The organism is Streptomyces sp. NPDC006207 (genome assembly GCF_040613835.1).
Classification (GTDB): domain Bacteria; phylum Actinomycetota; class Actinomycetes; order Streptomycetales; family Streptomycetaceae; genus Actinacidiphila.
Genome location: NZ_JBEXSX010000032.1, coordinates 18,090 through 39,262, shown reverse-complemented (window position 1 = coordinate 39,262; position 21,173 = coordinate 18,090). Strand labels below are relative to the sequence as shown.

Genomic DNA, 21,173 nt, shown 5'->3' with positions numbered 1-21,173 from the left:
GCCCCTCCCGTCAGGTCACCCGCACCCAGCGCGCCTGCGACGGCGTGCCCTCGTCGTCGGTGACGACCAGCATGTACCAACCCGGCGGCACGATCGACGGGTCCTCGGGGACGGTCACGCTCACCGACCCCTCGCCGCGCTCCACGTCCAGCGCGATCGACCGCTGCTCCACGTCGGTGGCGTGGGTGACCGCGCTCGGCCGCATCAGCCGTGCCGCCTTGATGCGCTGCGCGTGCGCGGCCCGGAAGGTGGCCGTGCCGCCGCGTCGGAGGGCTTGCGGGCCCGCGCCGAGCGAGGGCCGGGAGTCCCGGTAGCGGTACGCCGGGGTGTAGACCTCGATCCGCTGCTCGAAGAAGCCCGGCTTGGTGTCGGCAGGGTCCCCGAAGAGCGGGTTGGACCCGAAGACCGCCACCCGGCCGTCGGGCAGCAGCAGCGCCTCGGAGTGGTAGTTGCGGCCCACCGACGGGTCGGCGGCCTCCCGGAAGGTGTCGTCCGCCGGGTCGTAGATCTGCGCCCGCAGGATGTCGCTGCCGCCGCGGCCCCGGTAGTCGCGGGAGCCGCCGGTGGTGAACACGGTGTCGTCCGGCAGGATCACCGTGTTCAGGTAACGGGTGGGCTCGGGCAGGTCGGGGCCCGTCGTGTACCGCGGGTCCGCGGCGTCCAGGTCCACCACGGCGGTGCGGGTGGTCGAGGAGTGCGACTCGCCGACCCCGCCGCCGCCCAGCACCATCACCTTCTGGTCCTGCGCGGGCGGCAGCAGCACCGAGCCGGCCGTCTCCAGGTCCTCGGCGTGCTCCAGCCCGGGGACCTCGGTGAAGCGGTTGGTGCGCAGGTCCCATACGCCCGGGACACGGCCCTCGTCGGCCGGCCCGTACCCCGCGTTGGCGCCCGAGTAGAAGATCTTCCCGCCCTTCATCAGGAAGAGCGCGGGGTAGGTCGGGAAGTAGCGCTCGCCGGTGTACGCCCACGTCCGGGTCTTCGGGTCGTAGACCTCGTTCTTGCCCGGGACGACCTGCCCGATGTCGTCCAGCCCCGAGACGGAGAGCACCCGGCCGTCGGCGAGGGTGACCAGCGTCGGGTACCAGCGGGCCTCGTTCATCGGGTCGACCGGGACGTAGGCCTCGGCCACCGGGTCGAACTCGTAGGTGTTCTTGATCCCCTGGAAGTCCTTCTTGTCCAGGCCGAGCTTGGTGGCCAGCCCGTAGAGGTTCTCCCGGTCCTCGCCCTCCAGGCCCCGGATCCCGTACTGCGCGGCGGTGTTGACGATGCCCTTCTCGCCCTTGACCAGCGACTGCACGAACACCCGTGCCTCGCTCGCGGTCACGGTGACCTTGCCGGTCCTGGCGTCGACGGTCTTCCTGGCGCGGGGCACGTTGACGGGGAACTCCGACCGGAAGGCCCGGCCGTTCTCGTCGTTGACGAAGACCGTGCCCTCGGGGAAGGTCCGCGGCTTGTCCGGGTCCTCGTTCTTGATGAGCATCGCGCCGCCCGCCCGGTCCACGGCCTCCTTGAGCTTCTCGTAGCGGGCGGTGCCGCCGGCCACCAGCAGCGTGCCGTCGGCCAGCTGGGTGTGCCCGGCGCAGAACATGTCCTTGGGGGTGTCGATCTCCTTGAAGGTGCTCTCCACCGGGTCCCAGAGCACGCTCTTGAAGGACTTGGCCTTGAAGTTCCGCTCGTCGTTGCCGGAACCGGCGATCAGCAGCACCTTCCCGGTGCGCAGCAGCGCCGCGTGGATGGCGTTGACGCGGAACTTCTCGGGCACCTCGACCAGGTCCCAGTGGCCGTACGCGGCCTTGTACCCGGGCTGGTTGATCTTGTAGTCGTGGTACTTCTCCGTCGAGTAGCCGTAGATCGCGGGCGCGTTCATCCCGGCGAGCACCCCCACGGCCGTGCTCCCGACGGCGATCTTCCGCAGTCTGCGGCTGGGTCGGTAGCTCATCGGGTGGCGCTCCTGGAACGGACGAGGGACAGGGACCAGACGGCGATCGGTGCCAGGGCCAGGACGAGGGCCAGCGTCGCCCACGTGCGCATCGCCACGTGGGTGTGGCCGTTGAAGAAGCTGGCGGCGAGCGAGCCGCCGAAGACGAGCAGCCAGAACAGGTGGACGCGGAAGGTGGACAGCAGCCGGTCGGGGCTCGCGGAGTCCCCCTTGGGGGTGACCACGAACCTGCTCTTGCGCCGCAGCACCGCGTCCATCAGCGAGCGGGCGTAGATCGGCGCGGACAGCGCCGACATCACCATGCCCGCCGCGCCCGAGGAGCCCTCCGGCTCGTGGGGGCTGACGTTGTGCCGCCGGTTCCACACGTACAGGCCGATCTGCAGCGCGGCGGCGTCGCTGTAGAGCATCATCCAGACCTCGGAGTCGATCTGGATGCCCGAGGCGCCGAGCCCGAGGAACAGCGCGCAGCTGAGGCCGCCCAGGAGCCAGTTGACCGCCGTCATCGGGTAGTAGACGACCATCAGCGTGTAGTTGAGCAGGCGGCCGGGGGAGAGGGCGAACGGCACCTTCCAGAACTGCTTGATGAGCGTCTCGTAGGTGCCGCGGCTCCAGCGCAGCTGCTGGGTGAAGAAGTCGGTCCAGGATGACGGTCCCTCGCCGACGGCGAGGACGTCCGGGGTGTAGACCGAGCGCCACTTGCGGCCGGTGGCGGGGTTGCGGTGCCGGTGCAGTTCCAGCCCGGTGGCCATGTCCTCGGTGATGGAGTCGTACAGCCCGCCGATGCTTCTGATGGCGCTGATGCGCACCGCGTTGTTGGTCCCGACGAACATGGGGGAGCCGTAGGCGTTGCCGGCCCGCTGGATGAGGGCGTGGAAGAGGAACTGCTGGCTCTCGGCGGCCTTGGTCACCGCGCTGTCGTAGTTGCCGTAGACCTGCGGGCCGACGACGAAGGCGACGTCCGGGTCCCGGAAGTAACCGAGCATCCGCTCCAGGAAGTTGGGGAGCGGGACGTGGTCGGTGTCGACGGAGGCGAAGACGTCGTAGTCGTCGCCGTGGGCGTCGAGCCAGGCGTTGTAGTTGCCGTGCTTGGTGCGGGCGCGGAAGGCGCCGCTGGGCCGGTTCCACCGCTCCACGCCCTTGCGGGTGAAGTGGCGTACGTTCAGGCGCTCGCACAGGCTCTTGACGTCGGGGTCGTCGCCCTCGTCCAGGAGCCAGATGTGCAACGTGCCGCGGTGGCGCAGACGGACCGCGGCCTCCAGGGTCGCCCGCACCATCGCCAGGGGCTCCTTGCCCGGGACGAAGGTGGTCACGAAGGCGACCTTGCTGCCCTTCTCGGGTACGACGGGTACCGGATCGCGTGCGACGAGCGTCGCGTGGGCGTTGGACGTCACGTTGATCAGCCGGAAGAGCTCGATCAGGCCGATGGATATGAGCATCACGGCGTCGGCGGCGACCAGCCAGCCCGGCGCGTGCTCCCGGCGGGTCCAGTGGGCCGGCTGCATCAGCCAGGCGAGCAGCACCGCCGAGAGCACCGGGGCCGCGCCGAGCAGCAGCGCCGCGCGGATCCGGTGGGGTTCCTCCGCGAGCAGGCTGCGGTACTTCACCCGGTACGGGACGCCGGGTTCCGGCTCGGTGAGCGGGCCGGCGAGTCTGCTGTAGTGCTCGTAGTCGTACCGGGGCGCCACTGCGCCGGGTTCCGGCCGGTACGGGCCGGGACGGGACCGCCGGGGTATGACGGGCACGGGCGTGCCGGCCCGAGGGTCGGTCGTGTACTGCTGGGCGCCGGGTGTCGGCGGCATGTGGATGCTCCCCCCGAAGCATGTCGCGCCGCTGTCGCGGCGGTGTTGGCGCCCCGGGCGCTGCGGCCCCCCGCCCCCGGGGCATGCGTGGGCGTTCTGTGGCCTCCGGGTCGCGTGAGGCCGGCTATGACTCGTCAACGACCGGACGACCGTGAGGTAACGCCTGAATCCACCCCTCTCGCCCCCGGGGCCCTCCCCTGGGCCCGCACACGGAAAAGCCGCCGGAATCCGACCCGTTGGCTCACCCGTGAGGGCGCATGGGTCCGGTTGGCGCATGGATGTCCCGCGGACCCAGCGTCCCGGAATGCCCGTCTTGATGGCAAGGCGCGAAACGAGTTGTTAACAGGCCGTATGAGCGATTTGGTCCGGTTGTCGGCTTACAGCTCGGCGGAGGCCTCGTCCTCGGCCGCGGGCGTCCCCATCCGGGCCAGCAGCAGGGCGACGTCGTCGTCGGGGGACTGCAGCTGCGCGCCCAGCACGACGTCGCAGGTGTCCTCCAGCGAGCGGCGGCGGCTCTTGAGCTTGAGGACGCGCATCAGCGTGCGCAGCCCCACGTCGATCGACTGCCGCCGGTCCTCGACCAGCCCGTCGGTGAACAGCGCCAGCAAGGTGCCCTCGGCGAGCTTCCGCTCCACCGTGTGGAAGCGGATCCCCCCGACGCCCAGCGGCACCGCGTTGGGCAGGTCGATCAGCTCGGCGCGGCCGCCGGGCGGCACCAGCACCGGCGGCAGGTGCCCGGCGGTGGAGAACTGGCAGCGGCCCGTCGCGGGGTCGCAGACGGCGTAGACGCAGGTGGCGATGAAGTCGCCCTCGGCGCTGCCGGTGATGTTGTCGAGGTGCGCCAGCACCTCGTCCGGCGGCAGGTCGAGCCGGGCGAAGGCCCGGGTCGCCGTGCGCAGCTGGCCCATGATCGCCGCCGCGTGCAGGCCCTTGCCCATCACGTCCCCGACGATCAGCCCGACCTTGCCGTCCCGCAGCTGCAGGACGTCGTACCAGTCCCCGCCGACCTCCCGGACGGCGGGGATGTAGCGGGCGGAGATCTCCATCCCGTCCACGCGTGGCGGCTCGTGCGGCAGCAGGCTGCGCTGGAGGGTGAGCGCGGCGTTGCGCTCACCCGCGTAGAGCCGCGCGTTGTCGATGGATATCGCGGCGCGGGCGGCCAGCTCCACCGCCAGCGTGCGGTCCTCGTCGTCGAAGGGCTTCTGGTTGCGGGTGCGGAACATCCCGACCGCCCCCAGCACCTCGCCGCGGGCGATGAGCGGCGCGGCGAGGTACGAGTGCGCACCCGCCCGTTTCAGCTGGGCGGCGGCCCGGTCGTCGCGGGCTATGCGGCGCAGCATGCGGCTGCTCACCCGGTGCACGACCACCGGCTGGCCCTCCCGCACGGCCTTGGTGATCAGCCGGTCGTCCGCGTACCGGGCCAGCTCCCCGACCGGGTCGACGGCGCCGATCGCCTCGCTGGACTCGGCGGCCGCGACCGCCAGCGCCCGGAACTCGGCCGACTGCTGGGCGCGCACCTTGGGCACCGGGCCGCCGCGCAGCACCTCGTCCAGCACGTCGACGGTGGCGATGTCGGCGAGCGTGGGCACCACCACCGAGGCCAGTTCCCTGGCGGTCTGCTGCAGGTCCAGCGTGGTGCCGATCCGGGTCCCCGCCTCGGCGATCACCGCGAGCCGGCCACGGGCCTCGGCGATCTCCTCGGCCGCCTGGTGGCGCTCGGTGAAGTCCGCGATCGACGCGGCCAGGCCCAGCACCCGCCCGGTGGGGTCCTGGATCCGGTAGTACGAGATCGACCAGGCGTGGTCGTGCTCCTGGTCGGCGTACGTCCTGACCACGGTGTCCAGGTCCAGCAGCGGCTCCCCGGTCTCCAGCACCTGCCGCATCCGGGCCTCGATCGTCCGGAACTCCGCCCCCGGCGAGATCTCGCGCACCCGGCGCCCCAGCATGGCCGCCGCGGGCAGGCCGTGCAGCTCCTCCATGGCCCGGTTGACGCGCACGATCCGCAGGTCCGTGTCGAAGACGGCCAGCCCGATCGGGGACTGGTCGACGAGGCTGCTGGACAGCGCCATGTCCGTCTCCACGCGCCGCACGGTGGAGAGGTCCGCGCCCAGGCCCAGCGCGTAGACGCCGCCGTCCACGTCGTGCATCCGCATGTTGCGGAACTCCACGTCACGGGTCGTGCCGTCGGCGTGCACGATCGGGAACACGCCCTGCCAGATGGCACCAGCCCTGACCTGCTTGAACAGCTCGGTGACCAGCTCCAGCTTGTCGGGCGCCACCAGGAGCAGGCCGGCGTTCTGGCCCAGGGCCTCTTCCGCCGAGTAGCCGAACAGACGTTCGGCCTCCGGGCTCCACAGCACGATGTGGCCGGTGCGGTCCAGCACCATCGCCGCCACCTGCAGCAGGTCGAGCAGGCCTCCGGGCGAGGCGGCCCCTGGACTCGGCCGGGCCTCCCTGCCCGTGCCGGGCGGCGGCGGATCGTGCTCGCGCATGGCCTCCTCGTGAGCCCCCGTAGAGCTCTCACATCATCGTTAGGGGATATTTTCGCACTGAGTCACCCTGGGCGCCGTCCTTCCCCCACAAAGGGGCGAGGGCGCCCTTCCCGAAGGAAGGACGCCCTCACATTGTGCGCCGCCAGGGACTCGAACCCCGAACCCGCTGATTAAGAGTCAGCTGCTCTGCCAGTTGAGCTAGCGGCGCTCACCGACAGAGAGGATCCTACCTGACCAGTGGCGGTGCTCCCGACCACCTCGTCCAGGAGCGCGGGGTCGTCGTCCAGCCAGCCGAGGCGGACCATCTTCACCCCGGCCTGGAACCGGCTGTCGGCCCCTATCTGCTGCATCAGCTCGGCCACTATCCGCCGCACCGTCCGGTCGGACAGGCCCAGCTTGCGGCCGATGGCCTCGTCCGTCAGCCCCGAGGCGAGCAGCCGGACGACCTCGCGGTGCCGTGCGGCGGGCGCGGCGCCGACGTCGTCGGTGAACAGGTCCGAGGCGGCCGCCCAGCAGTGCTCGAACATCTGGCGCAGCACGGCCACCATGGCGGGGCTGCGCAGGACCATGGCAGAGCCCTCGACCCCCTCGCCGGCCCGGTCGTCCAGGCCCAGGGCCGGTACGACGGCGAGCGTGTGGTCCACGATGATCAGCTTCATGGGCAGCGTCGCGGCCGTCCGCACCTCGCCGCCGTCGTTGGCGTAGGTCCGCAGATGGGCGCGGACGTTCGGCACGGCCGCCGCCGTCGCGAGGTAGATCGACCGCTGCCTGACCCCGCGGTTGAAGAGTTCGCGGTTGCGGTCGTCGGCCTTGAACAGGGGGATCTCCCCCGGCACGGTCGGGTGCATCGAGAGGATCTCGGTGGTGGCGGTGCTGGCCCCCTCGTCGAGGATCGCCGCTATCTGTGCCGGCTGGGCGGCGACCTCGATCCGGGCCTCGGCCAGGTGCCGCATGTGCACTGGCTGGAACTCGCCGGCCACCTGGCTGAGCGCGGCGTGCGCGTCGGTGATCGTCCTGACCAGTTCCTCGGTGCGCCGCCGGCTGCCCTCGACCAGCTGGGCCATCGCCGTGGCGGGCGAGTGCACCGACCAGCCGCTGCGGGAGGAGGGGAACCTGGTCGTGAGGCCGAAGGACGCGAGGGTATGGAGGGCGTCGTCGAGTTCGGCACGGGACCAGCCGGTGAGCGAACACACGCTTTCCGGCGTCCAGTCGGCGTCCGCCAGCGCCAGGGCGTAGAGTTCCTGCGCCCGGGCGCGCAGAAGGTCGTCGTCGGTCACTGCCCGCACCCCCAATGCTTCACGTCACCCCCGGCTTCGATCAGGTTAAGGGGCGGGGCTCGTGTATGGACCCTTCGGGGCCCATCCGGTCCCATGTGTCCGCATAGGGCCATGTCCGAATCCGGAACGTGAAAACTACAGACCAGCGGCTTGTGATCCGACAGAATTCAGTCAGCCGTACGGTTCCTCCAGACCGGAGTAGCGCCCTCGGCCCCGCAAAACCCCAGCTCACACCTCCTGGACAGGTCTGCCATGTCATCGATTCGCCGCAACGTCATTCGTGCCGTAGTGGGTGTCGTAGCCGCCGTCTCATTGGGGCTGATCGGAGCGGCCACGGCCTCCGCCCAGCCCATGCCGGGTGACCTCACCTGGGCGGTAGCCAACGACCTCACCTGGTAAATCAGGCGGGCAGTACCCCCAAAGACAACAACACCCCCCAAATAGCCACACCCCCTCCCCCCACGCTGATGGGCCCGGCATACCTCCCCCCTCTTGCCGGGCCCCTCAGCATGCCCGCGTGCAGGAGGAGGCGGGTATCCGCCACGGCGGATTCACGCCGCACGGAAGCGGTGCGCAAGCGGTTGCGGCACCGGTAGACCTCCTGTGCATGACATTCGCCCACCCCCCAAGTGCCCGAGACGCACGACCCGTTCGGGCTGCCCGTCATGCCCTGCTGACCGCGACCGCCACCGCGTGCGCGCTGGTCGGCGGCACCCTCGTGCTGCCCGCCCCGACCGCCGCGGCGGTCCCGGTCAAGGACCCGGCCGCGTCGGTGCCGCGCGCCGCCGCCCACGACATCACCCTCGTCACCGGTGACGTCGTGCACTTCACCGACCGGCCCGGTACCGCGCAGGACACCGTCACCGTGGACCGCCCCGAGGGCGCGACCGGGGGCGTGAAGATCCAGCAGAGCGGCGGCCGCCTCTCAGTGGTCCCCGACGAGGCCGAGGCCCTGCTGACCGCGGGCAGGCTCGACCGCCGGCTGTTCGACGTGACCACGCTGGTGGCGATGGGGTACGACGACACCCGCACCGGCGGGGTCCCGCTGATCGCCACCTATCGGGGCGGCGTGACGGCACCCGCGGGCAGCACGGTCGAGCGCCGTCTGCCCAGCATCGACGGTGCCGCGCTGCGGGCCGCCAAGGCCACCGCCCGCACCTTCTGGAAGGACGTCGCCGGCACCGCGCCCCGGGCCCGGTCGCTGGACGGGGGCGTCGAGAAGCTGTGGCTGGACGGCCGGGTGGAGGCCGACCTCGCGGAGTCCGTGCCGCAGATCAACGCCCCGCAGGCGTGGGCGGAGGGCTACGACGGCACCGGGCGGAAGGTCGCCGTGCTCGACACCGGCGTGGACGACACCCACCCGGACCTCAAGGGGCGGATAGCCGCCGAGCGGAGCTTCGTACCGGACCAGGCGGTCGCCGACGGCAACGGCCACGGCACGCACGTCGCGTCCACGGTCGCGGGCGACGGCTCGACCTACCGAGGCGTCGCGCCCGGCGCCGAACTGCTGGTGGGCAAGGTGCTCTCCGACGAGGGCTACGGCGAGGACTCCTGGATCATCGCGGGCATGGAGTGGGCGAAGGCCCAGGGCGCCGACGTGGTGAGCATGAGCCTCGGCTCCCAGGTGCCGGACGACGGGACCAGCCCCATGGCCCAGGCCGTCGACACGCTGTCCGCCGACGGTGGGCCGCTCTTCGTCATCGCGGCGGGCAACTCCTACGGGGAGTTCACCATCGGGGCGCCCGGCTCGGCCGCGTCCGCCCTGACGGTCGCCTCCGTCACCAAGTCCGACGAGCGCTCGGACTTCTCCAGCATGGGCCCGCTGACCGGCAGTTACGGCCTCAAGCCGGACATCTCCGCGCCCGGTTCCGACATCACCGCCGCCAAGCCCGGCGGCGGGTACCAGACGATGTCCGGGACCTCGATGGCCACCCCGCACGTCGCCGGGGCGGCGGCCGTCCTCAAGCAGCGCCACCCCGACTGGTCCGGGCGGCAGCTGAAGGACGCGCTGATGAGCTCGTCCACGCCGCTCACCAGCTACACCCCCTACCAGCAGGGCACCGGCCGGGTGGACGTGCTGAAGGCCGTCGACGGCACGGTCCAGGCCACCGGTTCCGTCGCGACCGCCTTCTACGACTGGCCGCACGGCGCCGACGACCCGGTCGCCACCCGCACCGTCACCTACCGCAACACCGGCACGGAGGGCGTCACCCTCGACCTGGCGACCGACGCCGACGCGGCCGCCTACACGCTCTCGGCGCCGTCGGTCACGGTTCCCGCCGGGGGCACCGCCGACGTTACGCTGCGCCTCGACCCGTCCGCGGTGGAACCCGCCACGACCTTCTCCGGCCAGGTCCTGGCCACCGACCGGGCCACCGGCACCCTCGTGGCGCACACCGGTTTCGCCCTGGTCAAGGAGCAGGAACTCTACGACTACACGGTCGAGCTGAAGGACCGGGACGGCAAGCCCGCCTCCGGCACGGTGTACCTGGGCGTGGAGAACGACTTCTACCAGTACCAGTACGCCGTCGACGGCCGGCGCACCCTGCGCCTGCCCCCGGGCACGTACACCGCGTACACCTACATGGACGTCCCGGGCGACGAGCCGGACTCGCTGGGCCTGGCCTTCCTGTCCGCGCCGCGTACGGTGCTGGACGAGCCGGCCACCGTCTCGCTCGACGCGAGCAGGGCGCGGACGATCAGTGCGTCCGTGCCCAAGGACACGGCGGACACGCAGCGGCAGATGGACTTCGCGGTGGTCTCCGCCGCCGGCGGGGTCGTCCGCAGCGGCTACCAGGTGCCCCTGAAGTACGACACGCTGTGGGCCCAGCCGACCGGCAAGGTCACCGGCGCCTCCATGAGCTTCTCCACCCGCTGGCGGCTGGCCGAGAAGCAGGTCGCCGTCGACTCCGTGGACGACCTCGTCGTCCAGGCCGGCAGCACCCTGCGGGAGGGCAGGCGCGAGCTCGCCACGGTGTACGCGGGCCATGGAGCGGCCGCCGACTACGCCGGACTGGACGCGAAGGGCAAGGCCGTCGTGGTGGACCGCTCCGACACGGTCGCCCCGGCCGACCGCGCGGCCGCGGCGGTGGCCGCCGGTGCCGCCCTGCTGATCGTCGTCAACGACGGCGACGGCAGGCTCAGCGAGTACTACGGCGAGGCCGCCGGGCTGCCCGTCGTCTCCGCCATGCGCGGCGACCGCGAGCGCGTCCTGCGCAAGAGGGTCACCGTCACCCAGCGCGCCCACGGCCGCTTCCTGTACGACCTGGTCTCCCAGCACGACGGCGCCATCCCGGACCGCTCCCTGGCCTACGCCCCGGACCCGGACCGCGACCTCGCCCGGGTCGAAGCCACTTACTACGGCCGGACGAAGGCCCCGGGCGGTGGCTTCCGCTACAACATCCCCTCCTACGGCCCCGGCTTCGGCTTCGGCGAGCGCGAGAGCTACCCCTCGCTGCGCACCGAGTGGCTGACCCCGCTGCGCGGCGCGGCCTTCTGGTACGAGGACCACTCCGTCCTCGGCCCGCAGGACGAGACCCTGCAGGAGATGCGCAGCGGCAACGACCGCGTGACGGCCGGCCGTCACTACCGCACCGAGTGGTTCGCCCCCGTCCAGCGCCCGCGCCTCGGCCAGGGCTTCTGGGGCCCCAGCCGTGACGCCGCCGGTGGCCTGCAGTTCAACATCACGCCGTGGACGGACTCGGGCGCCGGCCACTCCGGATCCATGCCGGACGACGAGTACGACACCGGCACCATCGCGCTGTACCAGGGCGACACGCTGCTGCGGAAGTCCGCCGGCCGGGCGCTGTACCTCTTCGACCCGGTCCCCGCGCAGACCCTGCCGTACCGCCTCGTCCTGGACGCCTCGCGCGACGCCGGCCGCTGGCGCACCTCGGTGCGCAGCCGTACGGAGTGGGGCTTCCACTCCGGCGCGGTCCCGGACGGCGTTTGGGAGCAGGACATCGAGCTGCTCCAGCTGGACTACGACGTCACCACGGACCTCGCCGGCGACGTGCGGGCCGGCGCCAAGGTGCCGCTCGGCCTGTCCGCCGCCACCCAGGAGTGGCTCGACGACGTGACGCGGGCCACGTCCGCGACGCTGTCCGTGTCGTACGACGACGGGAGGACCTGGCGGCCCGTGCCCCTGCGGCGTGCCGCCGGCGGCACCGGCCACTGGTCGGCCGAGCTGCGAACTCCCCGTACCCCGGGCGGGTTCGTGTCCCTGCGGGCCACGGCCTCCGACGGCCGGGGCGGCACGGTGGAGCAGGAGGTCGTCCGGGCGTTCGGCCTGAGCTGATCCGGTCCGGTACGGGGTCGGAGGGAGCGGTCATGAGCACCCCCTCCGACCCCGTATGATTGTCCTGCACGCGCCGCTAGCTCAACTGGCAGAGCAGCTGACTCTTAATCAGCGGGTTCGGGGTTCGAGTCCCTGGCGGCGCACAGCGAGAGGGCGCCCCTCCTTCGGGAGGGGCGCCCTTCGTCGTGTTCCGGTGGGCGTCATGCCTCGTGCGCCGGACGGCCCCGGGCCTCAGATGGCCAGTGACAGCAGCACCGGCGCCGCGCGTTCGTTGAGGGTGTCGGCCGCGCCCTTGAGGCGGTGGGCCTGGGTGACGGGGAGGGAGAGGGCGAGGCAGCCGACCGTCCTGCCGACGGTGATCGGGATGGCGGCGCAGACCGTGCCGATCGCGTACTCCTGCAGGTCCAGGGTGGGAGCGCTGGCCGGCTGGCTCTCCAGCTTGGTCAGCAGCACCTTCTCGCTGATCGTGGTCTTGGAGGTGAGCCGTACCGTCTTGTGCCGGGACAGGTGGTCGCGGCGCCCGTTGTGGTCGAGCTGGGTGAGCAGGCACTTGCCGACCGCGCTGGCGTGGGCGGCGAAGCGGAAGTCCACCCACTCGTTGACCTTGGGTGCTTCCGGGCCGTCCGCGAAGTCGACGATCTTGACCTCGCCGTCGTCGTAACGGCTGAAGTAGACGGCGGCGCCGACCTCGTCGCGCAGCGCCGCCAGGATCTTCTTGATCTTCTCGCCGAGCGCCAGGTCGCGGCTGGCGCTGCCGAGCAGGACCAGCGACTCGCCGACGGCGTAGCCGCCGCCGGGCAGCGCGTTGAGGTAGCGCTCGCGGTTGAGCATGGCGAGGAGTTGGCCGAGATAGCCGATGGGTACTCCGATCTCACGGGCGAGCTGCTCGGCGGTGACGCCGTTCCTGTGCTTGTCCACGGTCTCCAGCACGCGCAGTGCGTGCTGGACCGCGTAGACCGGCGCGACCTGTCGGTGCTCAAGCGCCACGGTGTCCCCCTACAGGTGTGACCGTTTGCGTCCTTGCTGTAGCTAGTGGTCACGGCTGCCGGGCACGACAGCGAGCCCGGCAGCTGGGCCGGATTCCACGATAGCCTCAATGCGGTTTGCAGTAGAGCCCGTTGAAGCTTTATGTGGGCGGCCGCAGGCGTATACGCAGGAACGGGCCACTCTGGCATATGCCAACGGCACGGCCCACTTTTCCTCAGAGCACCGCACCGAGGAATTCCCGGGTCCTGTGGTGCTCCGGGGAGCCGAAAATGCGCTCCGGCGGACCCGACTCGACGACCCGTCCGCCGTCGAACATCAGTACGCGGTCCGAGACGTCCCGGGCGAACCCCATCTCGTGGGTGACGCAGAGCAAGGTGATGTCCGTGCTGCGGGCGACGTCCCTGAGCACGTCCAGCACCCCGGCCACCAGTTCGGGGTCGAGCGCCGAGGTCACCTCGTCCAGCAGCAGGATGTCGGGCCGCATCGCCAGCGCGCGGGCGATGGCCACCCGCTGCTGCTGGCCGCCGGAGAGCCGGGTGGGGTGGGCGTCCTGCTTGTCGGCCAGGCCCACCAGCTCCAGCAGCCCGCGGGCGCGCTCGGCGGCCTCGTCCCGGTCCAGGCCGAGGACGTGCACCGGGGCCTCGGTGACGTTGTCCAGCACCTTCATGTTCGGGAAGAGGTTGAAGTGCTGGAACACCATGCCGATCCGGCGGCGCGTGCCGCGCAGGTGCCTCTCGTCGGCCGGCACGAGCCGGCCGCCGCGGCCCGGCATGTGCGAGAAGGGCTCGCCGTCCACGTGGATGACGCCCTCGGTGGGCCGCTCCAGGGTCATCAGCAGCCGCAGGATGGTCGTCTTGCCCGAACCGCTCGGGCCGATCAGGGTGACGCGCTCACCGCGCCGGACCTCCAGGTCGAGGTGGTCCAGCACGGTGTTGTCCCCGTACCGCTTGACCACCTGGTCGAAGCGGACGGCGGGCGCCGCCGGGCCGGACTTGGCGGGGGTGGGGGACTCGTCAGTGAGCAAGGCGCTTCTCCAGCTTCCGCATGAGGACCGAGGTGGGGCAGCTCGCGACCAGGAAGATCACGGCGGCGATGGTGAACGCCTCCAGGTAGGCGAAGTGGTCACTGCCGAAACGATTCGCCTCGTGCACCATCTCGTCGACGGTGATGACCGACAGGAACGGTGTCTCCTTGAACATCGAGATCACGTAGTTGCCGAGGGCCGGCACGATCTTCCGCACAGCCTGCGGCAGCACCACGGCGGACCAGGTGCGCGCCCGCGGCAGCGACAGCGCGACCGCCGCCTCCCACTGCCCCCTCGGCACCGCCTCGATGCCCGCCCGGTACACCTCCGAGGTGTACGTCGCGTAGTGCACGCCCAGCACGGTGATGCCGATCACCAGCGGGTCCAGTCCCGGGACCAGCACCCACACCGCGAAGAGCTGGATCATCACCGGAGTGGAGCGCACGAACTCCACGACCGCCCGCAGCGGCAGCGTCACCCAGCGGCTGGGGGTGCGCCGCAGCACCGCGATGCCCAGACCCAGCGTGACGGCGAGCAGCGAGCCGAGCACCGTGGCCAGCAGGGTGATCCCGAAGCCGTGCAGGATCAGCGGCAGGCCCTCGCGGGCCGTCTCCCAGTCCCACATCAGACCCGACCTCCCGCCGGCTGTCCGAGCCGTGCCTTGGCCACGGCCTCCAGGCCGTTCATGGCCAGTGTCAGCGCGTACGCGAGGACGAAGTAGATCACCAGGAGCAGCAGGTACGCCGTCGCGGTGTCGCCCGTCGTCGAACGGAGCTGGTCCATCTGGAAGGTGACGTCCGAAATGGTGATCAGCGACATCAGCGGGGTGCACTTCAGCAACTGGATCAGCAGGTTGTTGAACGGCGGGATCATCTGCGGCCAGGCCTGCGGCAGGACGACCAGGCGCATCCGCTGCCACGGCGTCATGCTCAGCGCGACGGCCGCCTCCCGCTGCCCGCGGGGCACGGCGTCCAGGGCGCCCCGGACGACCTCCGAGCCGTACGCCCCGTAGTTGAGCCCGAAGGCGACCACGGCGCAGGCGAGCGGCACGAGCTTGAAGCCGAGGATCGGCAGCGCGAAGAACAGCCAGAACAGCTGGACGTACAGCGAGGTGCCGCGGAAGAACTCCACGACCACCCGGGAGGTCCCGCGCACGGGCATCCGCCGCGAGCGCGCCATGAAGCCGAGGACGAAGGCGATCAGCAGCGCGAGCGCCGCGCCGAGGACGGTGGCCTGCACGGTGACCCACAGACCCGCGCCCACACTGGGCAGCGAGTGCGTGAACTGCGTGAAGCCGGACATGGATTCACCGGCGAGGTCACCGGCGGGGAAGGGGTACGAGGACAAGGCGCCGCCTCACGCCGCGCACAGCTGCGCCGTGCGCAGCGTCGCCGGCGGGACCTCCGCCTTGGTGAAGCCGTACTTCCCGATGAGGGACGTGTAGCGGCCGGGGTCGGCGGTGATCTTCTTGAGTTCCTTGTTGAACGCGTCGCGCAGGTTCGTCGCGTCCCGCCGGAACACCGCGCCGCCCGGGCTGTACTGCTTGCGGCCGCCGACCACCGGCAGGAAGGGGTCGAGCACCTCCACCGCGGCGCCCTTGTTGGTGCGGGCCAGCCAGCGCAGCGAGATCCCGGTCAGCGCGAAGGCGTCGATCCGGCCGGAGAGCAGTGCGTCCACCCCGTCCTGCTGCTTGGCCAGGGACTTCACCGAGGTCAGCGGCACCCCGGCGGCATCCGCGTAGTCCGCCTCGACCGCCGCGCTCAGCACGCCGACGGTGACCTTCTGGCGGGCGCAGGACACCAGGTCGCTCAGCCCCTTGGGGTTGCCCGCGCGGACCATCAGGGCGGTCGGCGAGACGAACTCCGGCTCCGAGAAGATCACCTTCTGGCAGCGGTCGGGCGTGATCGCCATCCCGGCGCTGACCACGTCGAAGCGGTCGGCCGTCAGGCCCGGTATGAGCGCGCCGAAGTCGGTGAGCGTGGGCCGCAGTTCCGGCACCCCGAGCGCCGTGAAGATCTCCCGGTGGAGGGTGGGCGCCTCGCCGGACAGCTCGTCGCCGTCCTGGTACCCGTACGGCGCCTCGCCCGCGAAGCCGACCCGCACGTACCCCTGCTTCCTCAGCTTGGCCAGCAGGTCCCCGTCGCCGGTGGGCGCGCCGGTGCCGACCTGCGTACGGCTGCACGCCGCCAGCAGCCCGGGGACCGCCACGAGACCGCCGACGCCTGCGGTACGGGAGAGGAAACCCCTGCGGGACAGGGGACTGCGCTCGGACATGGACCAGACCTCCGGTAGTTCGCTTCCGTGCGGTGCGGTGACCGCACGAGGGCCGCGCCTACCCCGGCGCACAGGGGGCATTCATGCGAATCTGGTGGGGTACCCGATGTACGGAACGTCCGCGGGAGGCAGGGAGCTGCCATGAGCGACAGCACCGAAGGGAACGGCAAGCGCGAGCAACTGGTCGTGGAGCGGGTGCCGAAGGCACTGCTCGTCGGCGGCCGCTGGCGGCCTGCGAGCGACGGGCGCGAGTACGAGGTGGAGGACCCGTCCACCGCGCGACCGCTGTGCGCCGTGCCGGACGCCGGGGCCGAGGACGCCAAGGCCGCGATGGACGCCGCGGCCGCCGCGCAGGAGGGATGGGCGGCCACGGCGCCGCGTGAGCGCGGGGAGATCCTGCGCCGGGCCTTCGAGCTCATCGTGGAGCGGCAGCAGGAACTCGCCCTCCTGATGACCCTGGAGATGGGCAAGCCGGTCGCCGAGTCCCGCAGCGAGATCCTCTACGCCGCCGAGTTCTTCCGCTGGTTCTCCGAGGAGGCGGTGCGCATCGAGGGCGGCTGGCGCACCGCGCCCGACGGCAACGGCCGGATCTGGGTGATGCGCCAGCCCGTGGGCCCGGCGCTGCTGATCACCCCGTGGAATTTCCCCATGGCCATGGGCACCCGCAAGATCGGCCCCGCCGTCGCCGCCGGCTGCACCATGATCGTCAAGCCGGCCCACCAGACGCCGCTGTCCATGCTCGCCCTCGCCGAGATCCTCGGCCAGGCCGGGTTGCCGGACGGCGTGCTCAACGTCCTCACCACCTCGCACCCCGCGGAGATCAGCGGCCCCCTGACGGAGGACCCGCGGCTGCGCAAGCTCTCGTTCACCGGTTCCACGGGCGTCGGGCAGAAGCTCATCGAGCTCAGCGCGCGACAGGTGCTGCGCACCTCCATGGAGCTGGGCGGCAACGCCCCCCTCATCGTCTGCCGGGACGCGGACCTGGAGAAGGCCGTGGAGGGCGCGGCCATCGCCAAGATGCGCAACATCGGGGAGGCCTGTACGGCGGCCAACCGGATCTACGTCCACCGCGACATGGCCGAGGCCTTCACCGGGCGCCTCGCCGAGAAGCTGGGCTCCATGGTCGTCGGCCGCGGCACCGAGCCCGGCACCCAGGTCGGCCCGCTCATCGACGGCGCGGGCCTGGACAAGGTGGACCGCCTCGTGCAGGACGCCGTCTCGGCCGGGGCCCGCGCGGTCACCGGCGGCGCCCCGCTCTCGAACCGCCCCGGGTACTTCTACCCGCCCACCGTGCTGGCCGACGTGCCGCCGGACGCGGCGATGCTCCGGGAGGAGATCTTCGGGCCGGTCGCGCCGGTCGTCACCTTCGAGGACGACGACGAGGCGATCCGGCTGGCCAACGACACCGTGTACGGCCTGGTCGGCTACGTCTTCACGGAGAGCCTGCGGCGCGGCATCCGCTACGCCGAGGAACTGGAGACGGGCATGCTCGGCCTGAACAAGGGCGTCGTCTCCACCCCCGCGGCGCCCTTCGGCGGCGTCAAGCAGTCCGGGACCGGCCGCGAGGGGGGCGCCGTGGGGATCGACGAGTACCTGGAGACGAAGTACGTGGCGGTGGACGTCTAGGCCGTGTCGTCAAATGATCGCCGGCCGCCCGAAGGGCGGGCCCAGCGGCGTCTGGTGCGGTGCATCGCAAGGCGGAGAGTTGTCCTCGTAGTGGGCTACTCGGACGATTCGACAACGTAGCGTGGGGGCACCCCCGGCCGAAGGCTGGGGGAGTGCCGCGCCGGGCGTCGCTGGGCAGGCGGGCATTTGACGACACGGCCTAGGGCCCGGACCCCGCGGGGTCAGGCGCCGCCGGGCAGGCCGTACGCGTCGGCGATGAGCTCGTAGGAGCGCAGCCGCGCGGCGGGGGTGTGGGCGTTGGCCGTGATCATCAGCTCCTGCGCACCCGTGCGCCGCACCAGCGCGTCCAGGCCGTCCCGGACCGCGTCCGCCGTGCCGTGCACCACGTTGCCGAGCCAGGCGTCCACGAAGTCCCGCTCGGCCGGGCTGAACTCGTACGCCTCCGCCTCCTCCGGGGTGGGCACCAGGCCGGGGCGTCCCATGCGCAGCCGCAGCATGGCCAGGGCGCCGCTGAGCACCTGCCGGCGGGCGTCCTTCTCCTCGTCCGCCGCCAGCGCCGCGACGCCGATCAGCGCGTACGGCTCGTCCAGCACCTCCGAGGGCCGGAAGGACCTGCGGTACAGCTCCAGCGCCGGTTCGGTGTTCGCCGCGGAGAAGTGGTGCGCGAAGGCGAAGGGCAGCCCGAGGACCGCGGCCATCCGGGCGCTGAAGGTGCTGGAGCCGAGCAGCCAGATCGACGGCCGCGCGGCGGACTGCACGCCGCCCGGAACGGTGCCCTGCACGGGACCGGGGATGGCGTGGATCCGGGCGTAGGGGTGGCCGTCGGGGAAGTCGTCGTCCAGGAAGCGGATGAGTTCGGACAGCTGCTGCGGGAACTCGTCGGCGCCCTCGTTCAGCCGGTCGGTGCGGCGCAGCGCGGCGGCGGTGGCGCCGTCCGTGCCCGGGGCGCGGCCGAGGCCGAGGTCGATCCGGCCCGGCGCCAGGGCCTCCAGGGTGCCGAACTGCTCGGCGATGACCAGCGGCGCGTGGTTGGGCAGCATGACGCCGCCGGAGCCGAGGCGTATGCGCTCGGTGTGGGCGGCGAGGTGGGCGAGGATCACGGCGGGGGAGGAGGACGCGACCCCGGGCATCGAGTGGTGCTCGGCGACCCAGTAGCGGTGGTAGCCGCGGGCCTCGGCGAGCCGGGCCAGCGTGACACCGGCGGCGAGGGCGTCGCCCGCGGTCAGTCCGCTGCCGACGCCCGCCAGGTCGAGGACGGAGAGCGGGACGGGTGCGCTGCCGAGGGTGGTGCCTCGTACCGGGTCGTTCGTGTCCACGTTCCTGCGTCGCCTCCTGCGGCCGGTTCCTCGTCTACGGCAACGAGCAACCGGAGACCGGCTGCGGCTATTCCCCGGGGCCGGAACCGGGGGCCGGGCCGTAGCCGCGCAGCGCGGCGATCCCCTCGGGCGGCACGGGCCGCGAGTACAGCCAGCCCTGCCCGGTGTCGCAGCCGATCCGGCGCAGCCGCTCCGCCTGCTCGGCGTTCTCCACGCACTCGGCGGTGACCGTCAGGCCGAGCCGGTGGGCGAGCTGCACCAGCGCCTCGACGATCGTCTCGTCGGCCGGGTTGGGGTGCAGGCCGTCGCGGAAGCCGTGCACGAAGCTGCCGTCGAGCTTGAGCGCGGAGACCGGCAGCCGGCTGAGGTAGGCGAGGTTGGAGTAGCCGGTGCCGAAGTCGTCGATGGCGATGCGCACGCCCATCTCCTGCAGGGCGTGCAGCGCCTGCAGGGGCCGTCCGGCCGAGCCCATCACCGCCGACTCGGTGAGCTCCAGTTGCAGCAGCCCGGCCGGCAGCCCGGTGTCGTCCAGGATCTCCGCGACGTCGGCGACCAGGTCGGAGTCCCAGACCTGGCGCACGGCGACGTTGACGCTGACGAAGATCGGGTCGTCGGGCCAGTCCTTCTGCCACTGCCGCGCCTGGCGGCACGATTCGGCGAGCACCCAGCGGCCGAGCTGGACGATGGAGCCGTTCTCCTCCGCCAGCGGGATGAACCGGTTCGGCCCGAGCAGCCCGAAGTGCGGGTGCTGCCAGCGCACCAGGGCCTCCACCCCGCGCAGGCTGCCGCTGCCGAGCTCCACCAGGGGCTGGTACTCCAGCGTGAACTCCCCGCGCTCCACGGCCTGCCGCAGGGTGCTGGACAGCGCCTGCTTGGTCATCCGGTGGGCGTTGCGCTCGGGGTCGAAGAGCGTCCAGCGGGCCTTGCCGTCGGCCTTGGCCCAGTACAGCGTGGTGTCGGCGGCCTGCATGATGCCGGTGGCGGTGGCCCCGGCGGCCTCGCGCTCGACGACGCCGATGCTCGCCGAGACCGCCAGCCGCTGCCCGGCGAGGTCGAACGGCAGCTGCAGCGCGGTCAGTACGGATTCGGCGAGCCCGGTGGCCTGCCCGGTGCCGGTGGAGTCCTCGACGAGGACGGCGAACTCGTCGCCGCCCAGCCGGGCGACGAGCGTCCCGCTGCGCCCGAGCCGGCCCGCGCAGTCCGACAGCCGTCCGGCGACGGCCTTGAGCAGCCGGTCGCCGACCCGGTGGCCGAGGGTGTCGTTGATGGCCTTGAAGCCGTCGAGGTCGAGGTAGCACAGGCCGATCCGGCCGGTGCGGCTGTCGGCGCCCTCCAGCGCGGTGGCGAGGCGCTCGAAGAACAACTGCCGGTTGGGGAGCCGGGTGACCGGGTCGTGCATCCGCAAGTGCCTTAGCTGCTCGCGCAGTTCACGGGTCTCGCCCAGGTCCTCGACGGACATCAGGACGCCGCCGGGCACGGGCACCACGACGACCTCGGCCCAGACCGTGCTCCCGTCCGGTCCGCGGACGGGTCTGGTGCGGCGCAACTCCCCGCGCCGGCCGGTCAGCACGTCCTCGTACTCGGCGTACTCCGGGCTCTCCCCGAGCGGGGGGACCTCGCCGCCGGCGCCGGTGAGGCCGACCAGCTCCGCCGCGGTGCGGGCGGTGAGCAGCACCGGGTCCGCGCCGAGCAGCGCGCCGAGCGCCGGATTGGCCTCGCGCACCCGGCCGTCGGGACCGACCAGGGCCATCGGCAGCCGGGCGACGTTGAAGGCGGCGCGGTAGTCGCGCACCTCCGAGGCCGGACGTTCCGGGGCTGACCGTTCCGGGGCCGAAGCGTGACGTTGAGTGACCGTCGTGGCCGCCGCCTCGGGCTCGAGGTCCGGGCTTCCCGAGGGTCCGCCCACCGCTTGCTCCCGCATAGGTGTCGTCTCGCACACATGGTCGTGGAGGAATCGAATGACCGCCAAGAGGCGGCGTTCATGCTGGAAATGTGCCGATCATAGACGTTGGGGAATTGCCGCGGCCACCGCCGTCGTGGTGATTCTCGGCACGTGGGATGCGATCTTGATCATTTGTGATTGGCCGCTGAATTCCATTGATCGCTTTTCGTCACTCATTACGCACTGTAGTGATCGGACGG

General features: G+C 71.7%; 15 protein-coding genes and 2 tRNA genes. 5 read left to right on the top strand and 12 right to left on the bottom strand.

The genetic code is table 11. The annotated features are described in order from the left end of the window. Positions 1-10 precede the first annotated feature (10 nt). The 5 genes from glxA to ABZ312_RS24720 form a co-directional block, all read right to left on the bottom strand. Positions 11-1,939 carry a radical copper oxidase GlxA gene (glxA, locus tag ABZ312_RS24740; protein ID WP_500438817.1) on the bottom strand — a complete coding sequence of 643 codons (1,929 nt, stop codon included), beginning with the start codon at positions 1,937-1,939 and terminating at the stop codon, positions 11-13. Next, positions 1,936-3,738 carry a glycosyltransferase family 2 protein gene (locus ABZ312_RS24735; RefSeq protein WP_500331340.1) on the bottom strand — a complete coding sequence of 601 codons (1,803 nt, stop codon included), beginning with the start codon at positions 3,736-3,738 and terminating at the stop codon, positions 1,936-1,938. Before ABZ312_RS24735 ends, glxA begins: the two co-directional genes overlap by 4 nt. 377 nt (positions 3,739-4,115) lie before the next feature. Further along, on the bottom strand, positions 4,116-6,230 hold the full coding sequence (locus tag ABZ312_RS24730; RefSeq protein ID WP_500331342.1) for a SpoIIE family protein phosphatase: 2,115 nt from the start codon (positions 6,228-6,230) through the stop codon (positions 4,116-4,118). Between the two features lie 135 nt (positions 6,231-6,365). Continuing rightward, a tRNA-Lys gene (locus ABZ312_RS24725) sits at positions 6,366-6,438 on the bottom strand. Continuing rightward, positions 6,401-6,637 carry a hypothetical protein gene (locus ABZ312_RS24720; protein ID WP_499516844.1) on the bottom strand — a complete coding sequence of 79 codons (237 nt, stop codon included), beginning with the start codon at positions 6,635-6,637 and terminating at the stop codon, positions 6,401-6,403. Before ABZ312_RS24720 ends, ABZ312_RS24725 begins: the two co-directional genes overlap by 38 nt. Here ABZ312_RS24720 and ABZ312_RS24715 point away from each other — a divergent pair. The 4 genes from ABZ312_RS24715 (at position 6,636) to ABZ312_RS24700 (ending at position 11,947) form a co-directional block, all read left to right on the top strand. Continuing rightward, positions 6,636-6,935 (top strand): hypothetical protein, encoded by a 300-nt coding sequence (locus tag ABZ312_RS24715; protein ID WP_500331344.1) that lies wholly within the window; start codon positions 6,636-6,638, stop codon positions 6,933-6,935. The two genes, ABZ312_RS24720 and ABZ312_RS24715, sit on opposite strands and share 2 nt — an antisense overlap. A 246-nt stretch (positions 6,936-7,181) precedes the next feature. Then, a complete protein-coding gene (locus ABZ312_RS24710) occupies positions 7,182-7,466 on the top strand; it encodes a hypothetical protein (protein WP_500331346.1) in 285 nt (94 codons plus the stop codon). A gap of 648 nt (positions 7,467-8,114) precedes the next feature. Next, complete coding sequence (locus ABZ312_RS24705) at positions 8,115-11,804, top strand: S8 family peptidase (RefSeq protein ID WP_500438816.1); 3,690 nt, start codon at positions 8,115-8,117, stop codon at positions 11,802-11,804. A gap of 70 nt (positions 11,805-11,874) precedes the next feature. Continuing rightward, positions 11,875-11,947 (top strand) — tRNA-Lys (locus ABZ312_RS24700). 88 nt (positions 11,948-12,035) lie between these two features. Here the strand turns inward: ABZ312_RS24700 and ABZ312_RS24695 are convergent. The 5 genes from ABZ312_RS24695 to ehuB form a co-directional block, all read right to left on the bottom strand. Next, entirely contained in the window at positions 12,036-12,791 is a 756-nt protein-coding gene (locus tag ABZ312_RS24695) for an IclR family transcriptional regulator (protein WP_500438815.1), read from the bottom strand. A gap of 214 nt (positions 12,792-13,005) precedes the next feature. After that, the gene (gene ehuA / locus ABZ312_RS24690) at positions 13,006-13,815 is read right to left on the bottom strand and encodes an ectoine/hydroxyectoine ABC transporter ATP-binding protein EhuA (protein ID WP_499512043.1); all 810 of its coding nucleotides are present in this window, start codon (positions 13,813-13,815) and stop codon (positions 13,006-13,008) included. After that, entirely contained in the window at positions 13,805-14,440 is a 636-nt protein-coding gene (ehuD, locus tag ABZ312_RS24685) for an ectoine/hydroxyectoine ABC transporter permease subunit EhuD (RefSeq protein ID WP_500331429.1), read from the bottom strand. The genes ehuA and ehuD overlap by 11 nt, the downstream gene beginning before the upstream one ends. Beyond that, positions 14,440-15,117 carry an ectoine/hydroxyectoine ABC transporter permease subunit EhuC gene (gene ehuC, locus ABZ312_RS24680; protein ID WP_500359281.1) on the bottom strand — a complete coding sequence of 226 codons (678 nt, stop codon included), beginning with the start codon at positions 15,115-15,117 and terminating at the stop codon, positions 14,440-14,442. Before ehuC ends, ehuD begins: the two co-directional genes overlap by 1 nt. 54 nt (positions 15,118-15,171) lie before the next feature. Continuing rightward, on the bottom strand, positions 15,172-16,089 hold the full coding sequence (gene ehuB / locus ABZ312_RS24675) for an ectoine/hydroxyectoine ABC transporter substrate-binding protein EhuB (RefSeq protein WP_500438814.1): 918 nt from the start codon (positions 16,087-16,089) through the stop codon (positions 15,172-15,174). A 141-nt stretch (positions 16,090-16,230) separates the two neighbouring features. Between ehuB and ABZ312_RS24670 the strand changes: the two genes are divergently transcribed. Further along, positions 16,231-17,715 (top strand): NAD-dependent succinate-semialdehyde dehydrogenase, encoded by a 1,485-nt coding sequence (locus tag ABZ312_RS24670; RefSeq protein WP_500331425.1) that lies wholly within the window; start codon positions 16,231-16,233, stop codon positions 17,713-17,715. Between the two features lie 221 nt (positions 17,716-17,936). Here the strand turns inward: ABZ312_RS24670 and ABZ312_RS24665 are convergent, their stop codons facing one another. Together ABZ312_RS24665 and ABZ312_RS24660 are read right to left on the bottom strand one after the other, a co-directional pair. Further along, the gene (locus tag ABZ312_RS24665) at positions 17,937-19,031 is read right to left on the bottom strand and encodes an LLM class flavin-dependent oxidoreductase (protein ID WP_500438813.1); all 1,095 of its coding nucleotides are present in this window, start codon (positions 19,029-19,031) and stop codon (positions 17,937-17,939) included. Between the two features lie 67 nt (positions 19,032-19,098). Further along, the gene (locus ABZ312_RS24660; protein WP_500438812.1) at positions 19,099-20,952 is read right to left on the bottom strand and encodes a putative bifunctional diguanylate cyclase/phosphodiesterase; all 1,854 of its coding nucleotides are present in this window, start codon (positions 20,950-20,952) and stop codon (positions 19,099-19,101) included. Positions 20,953-21,173: the final 221 nt, after the last annotated feature.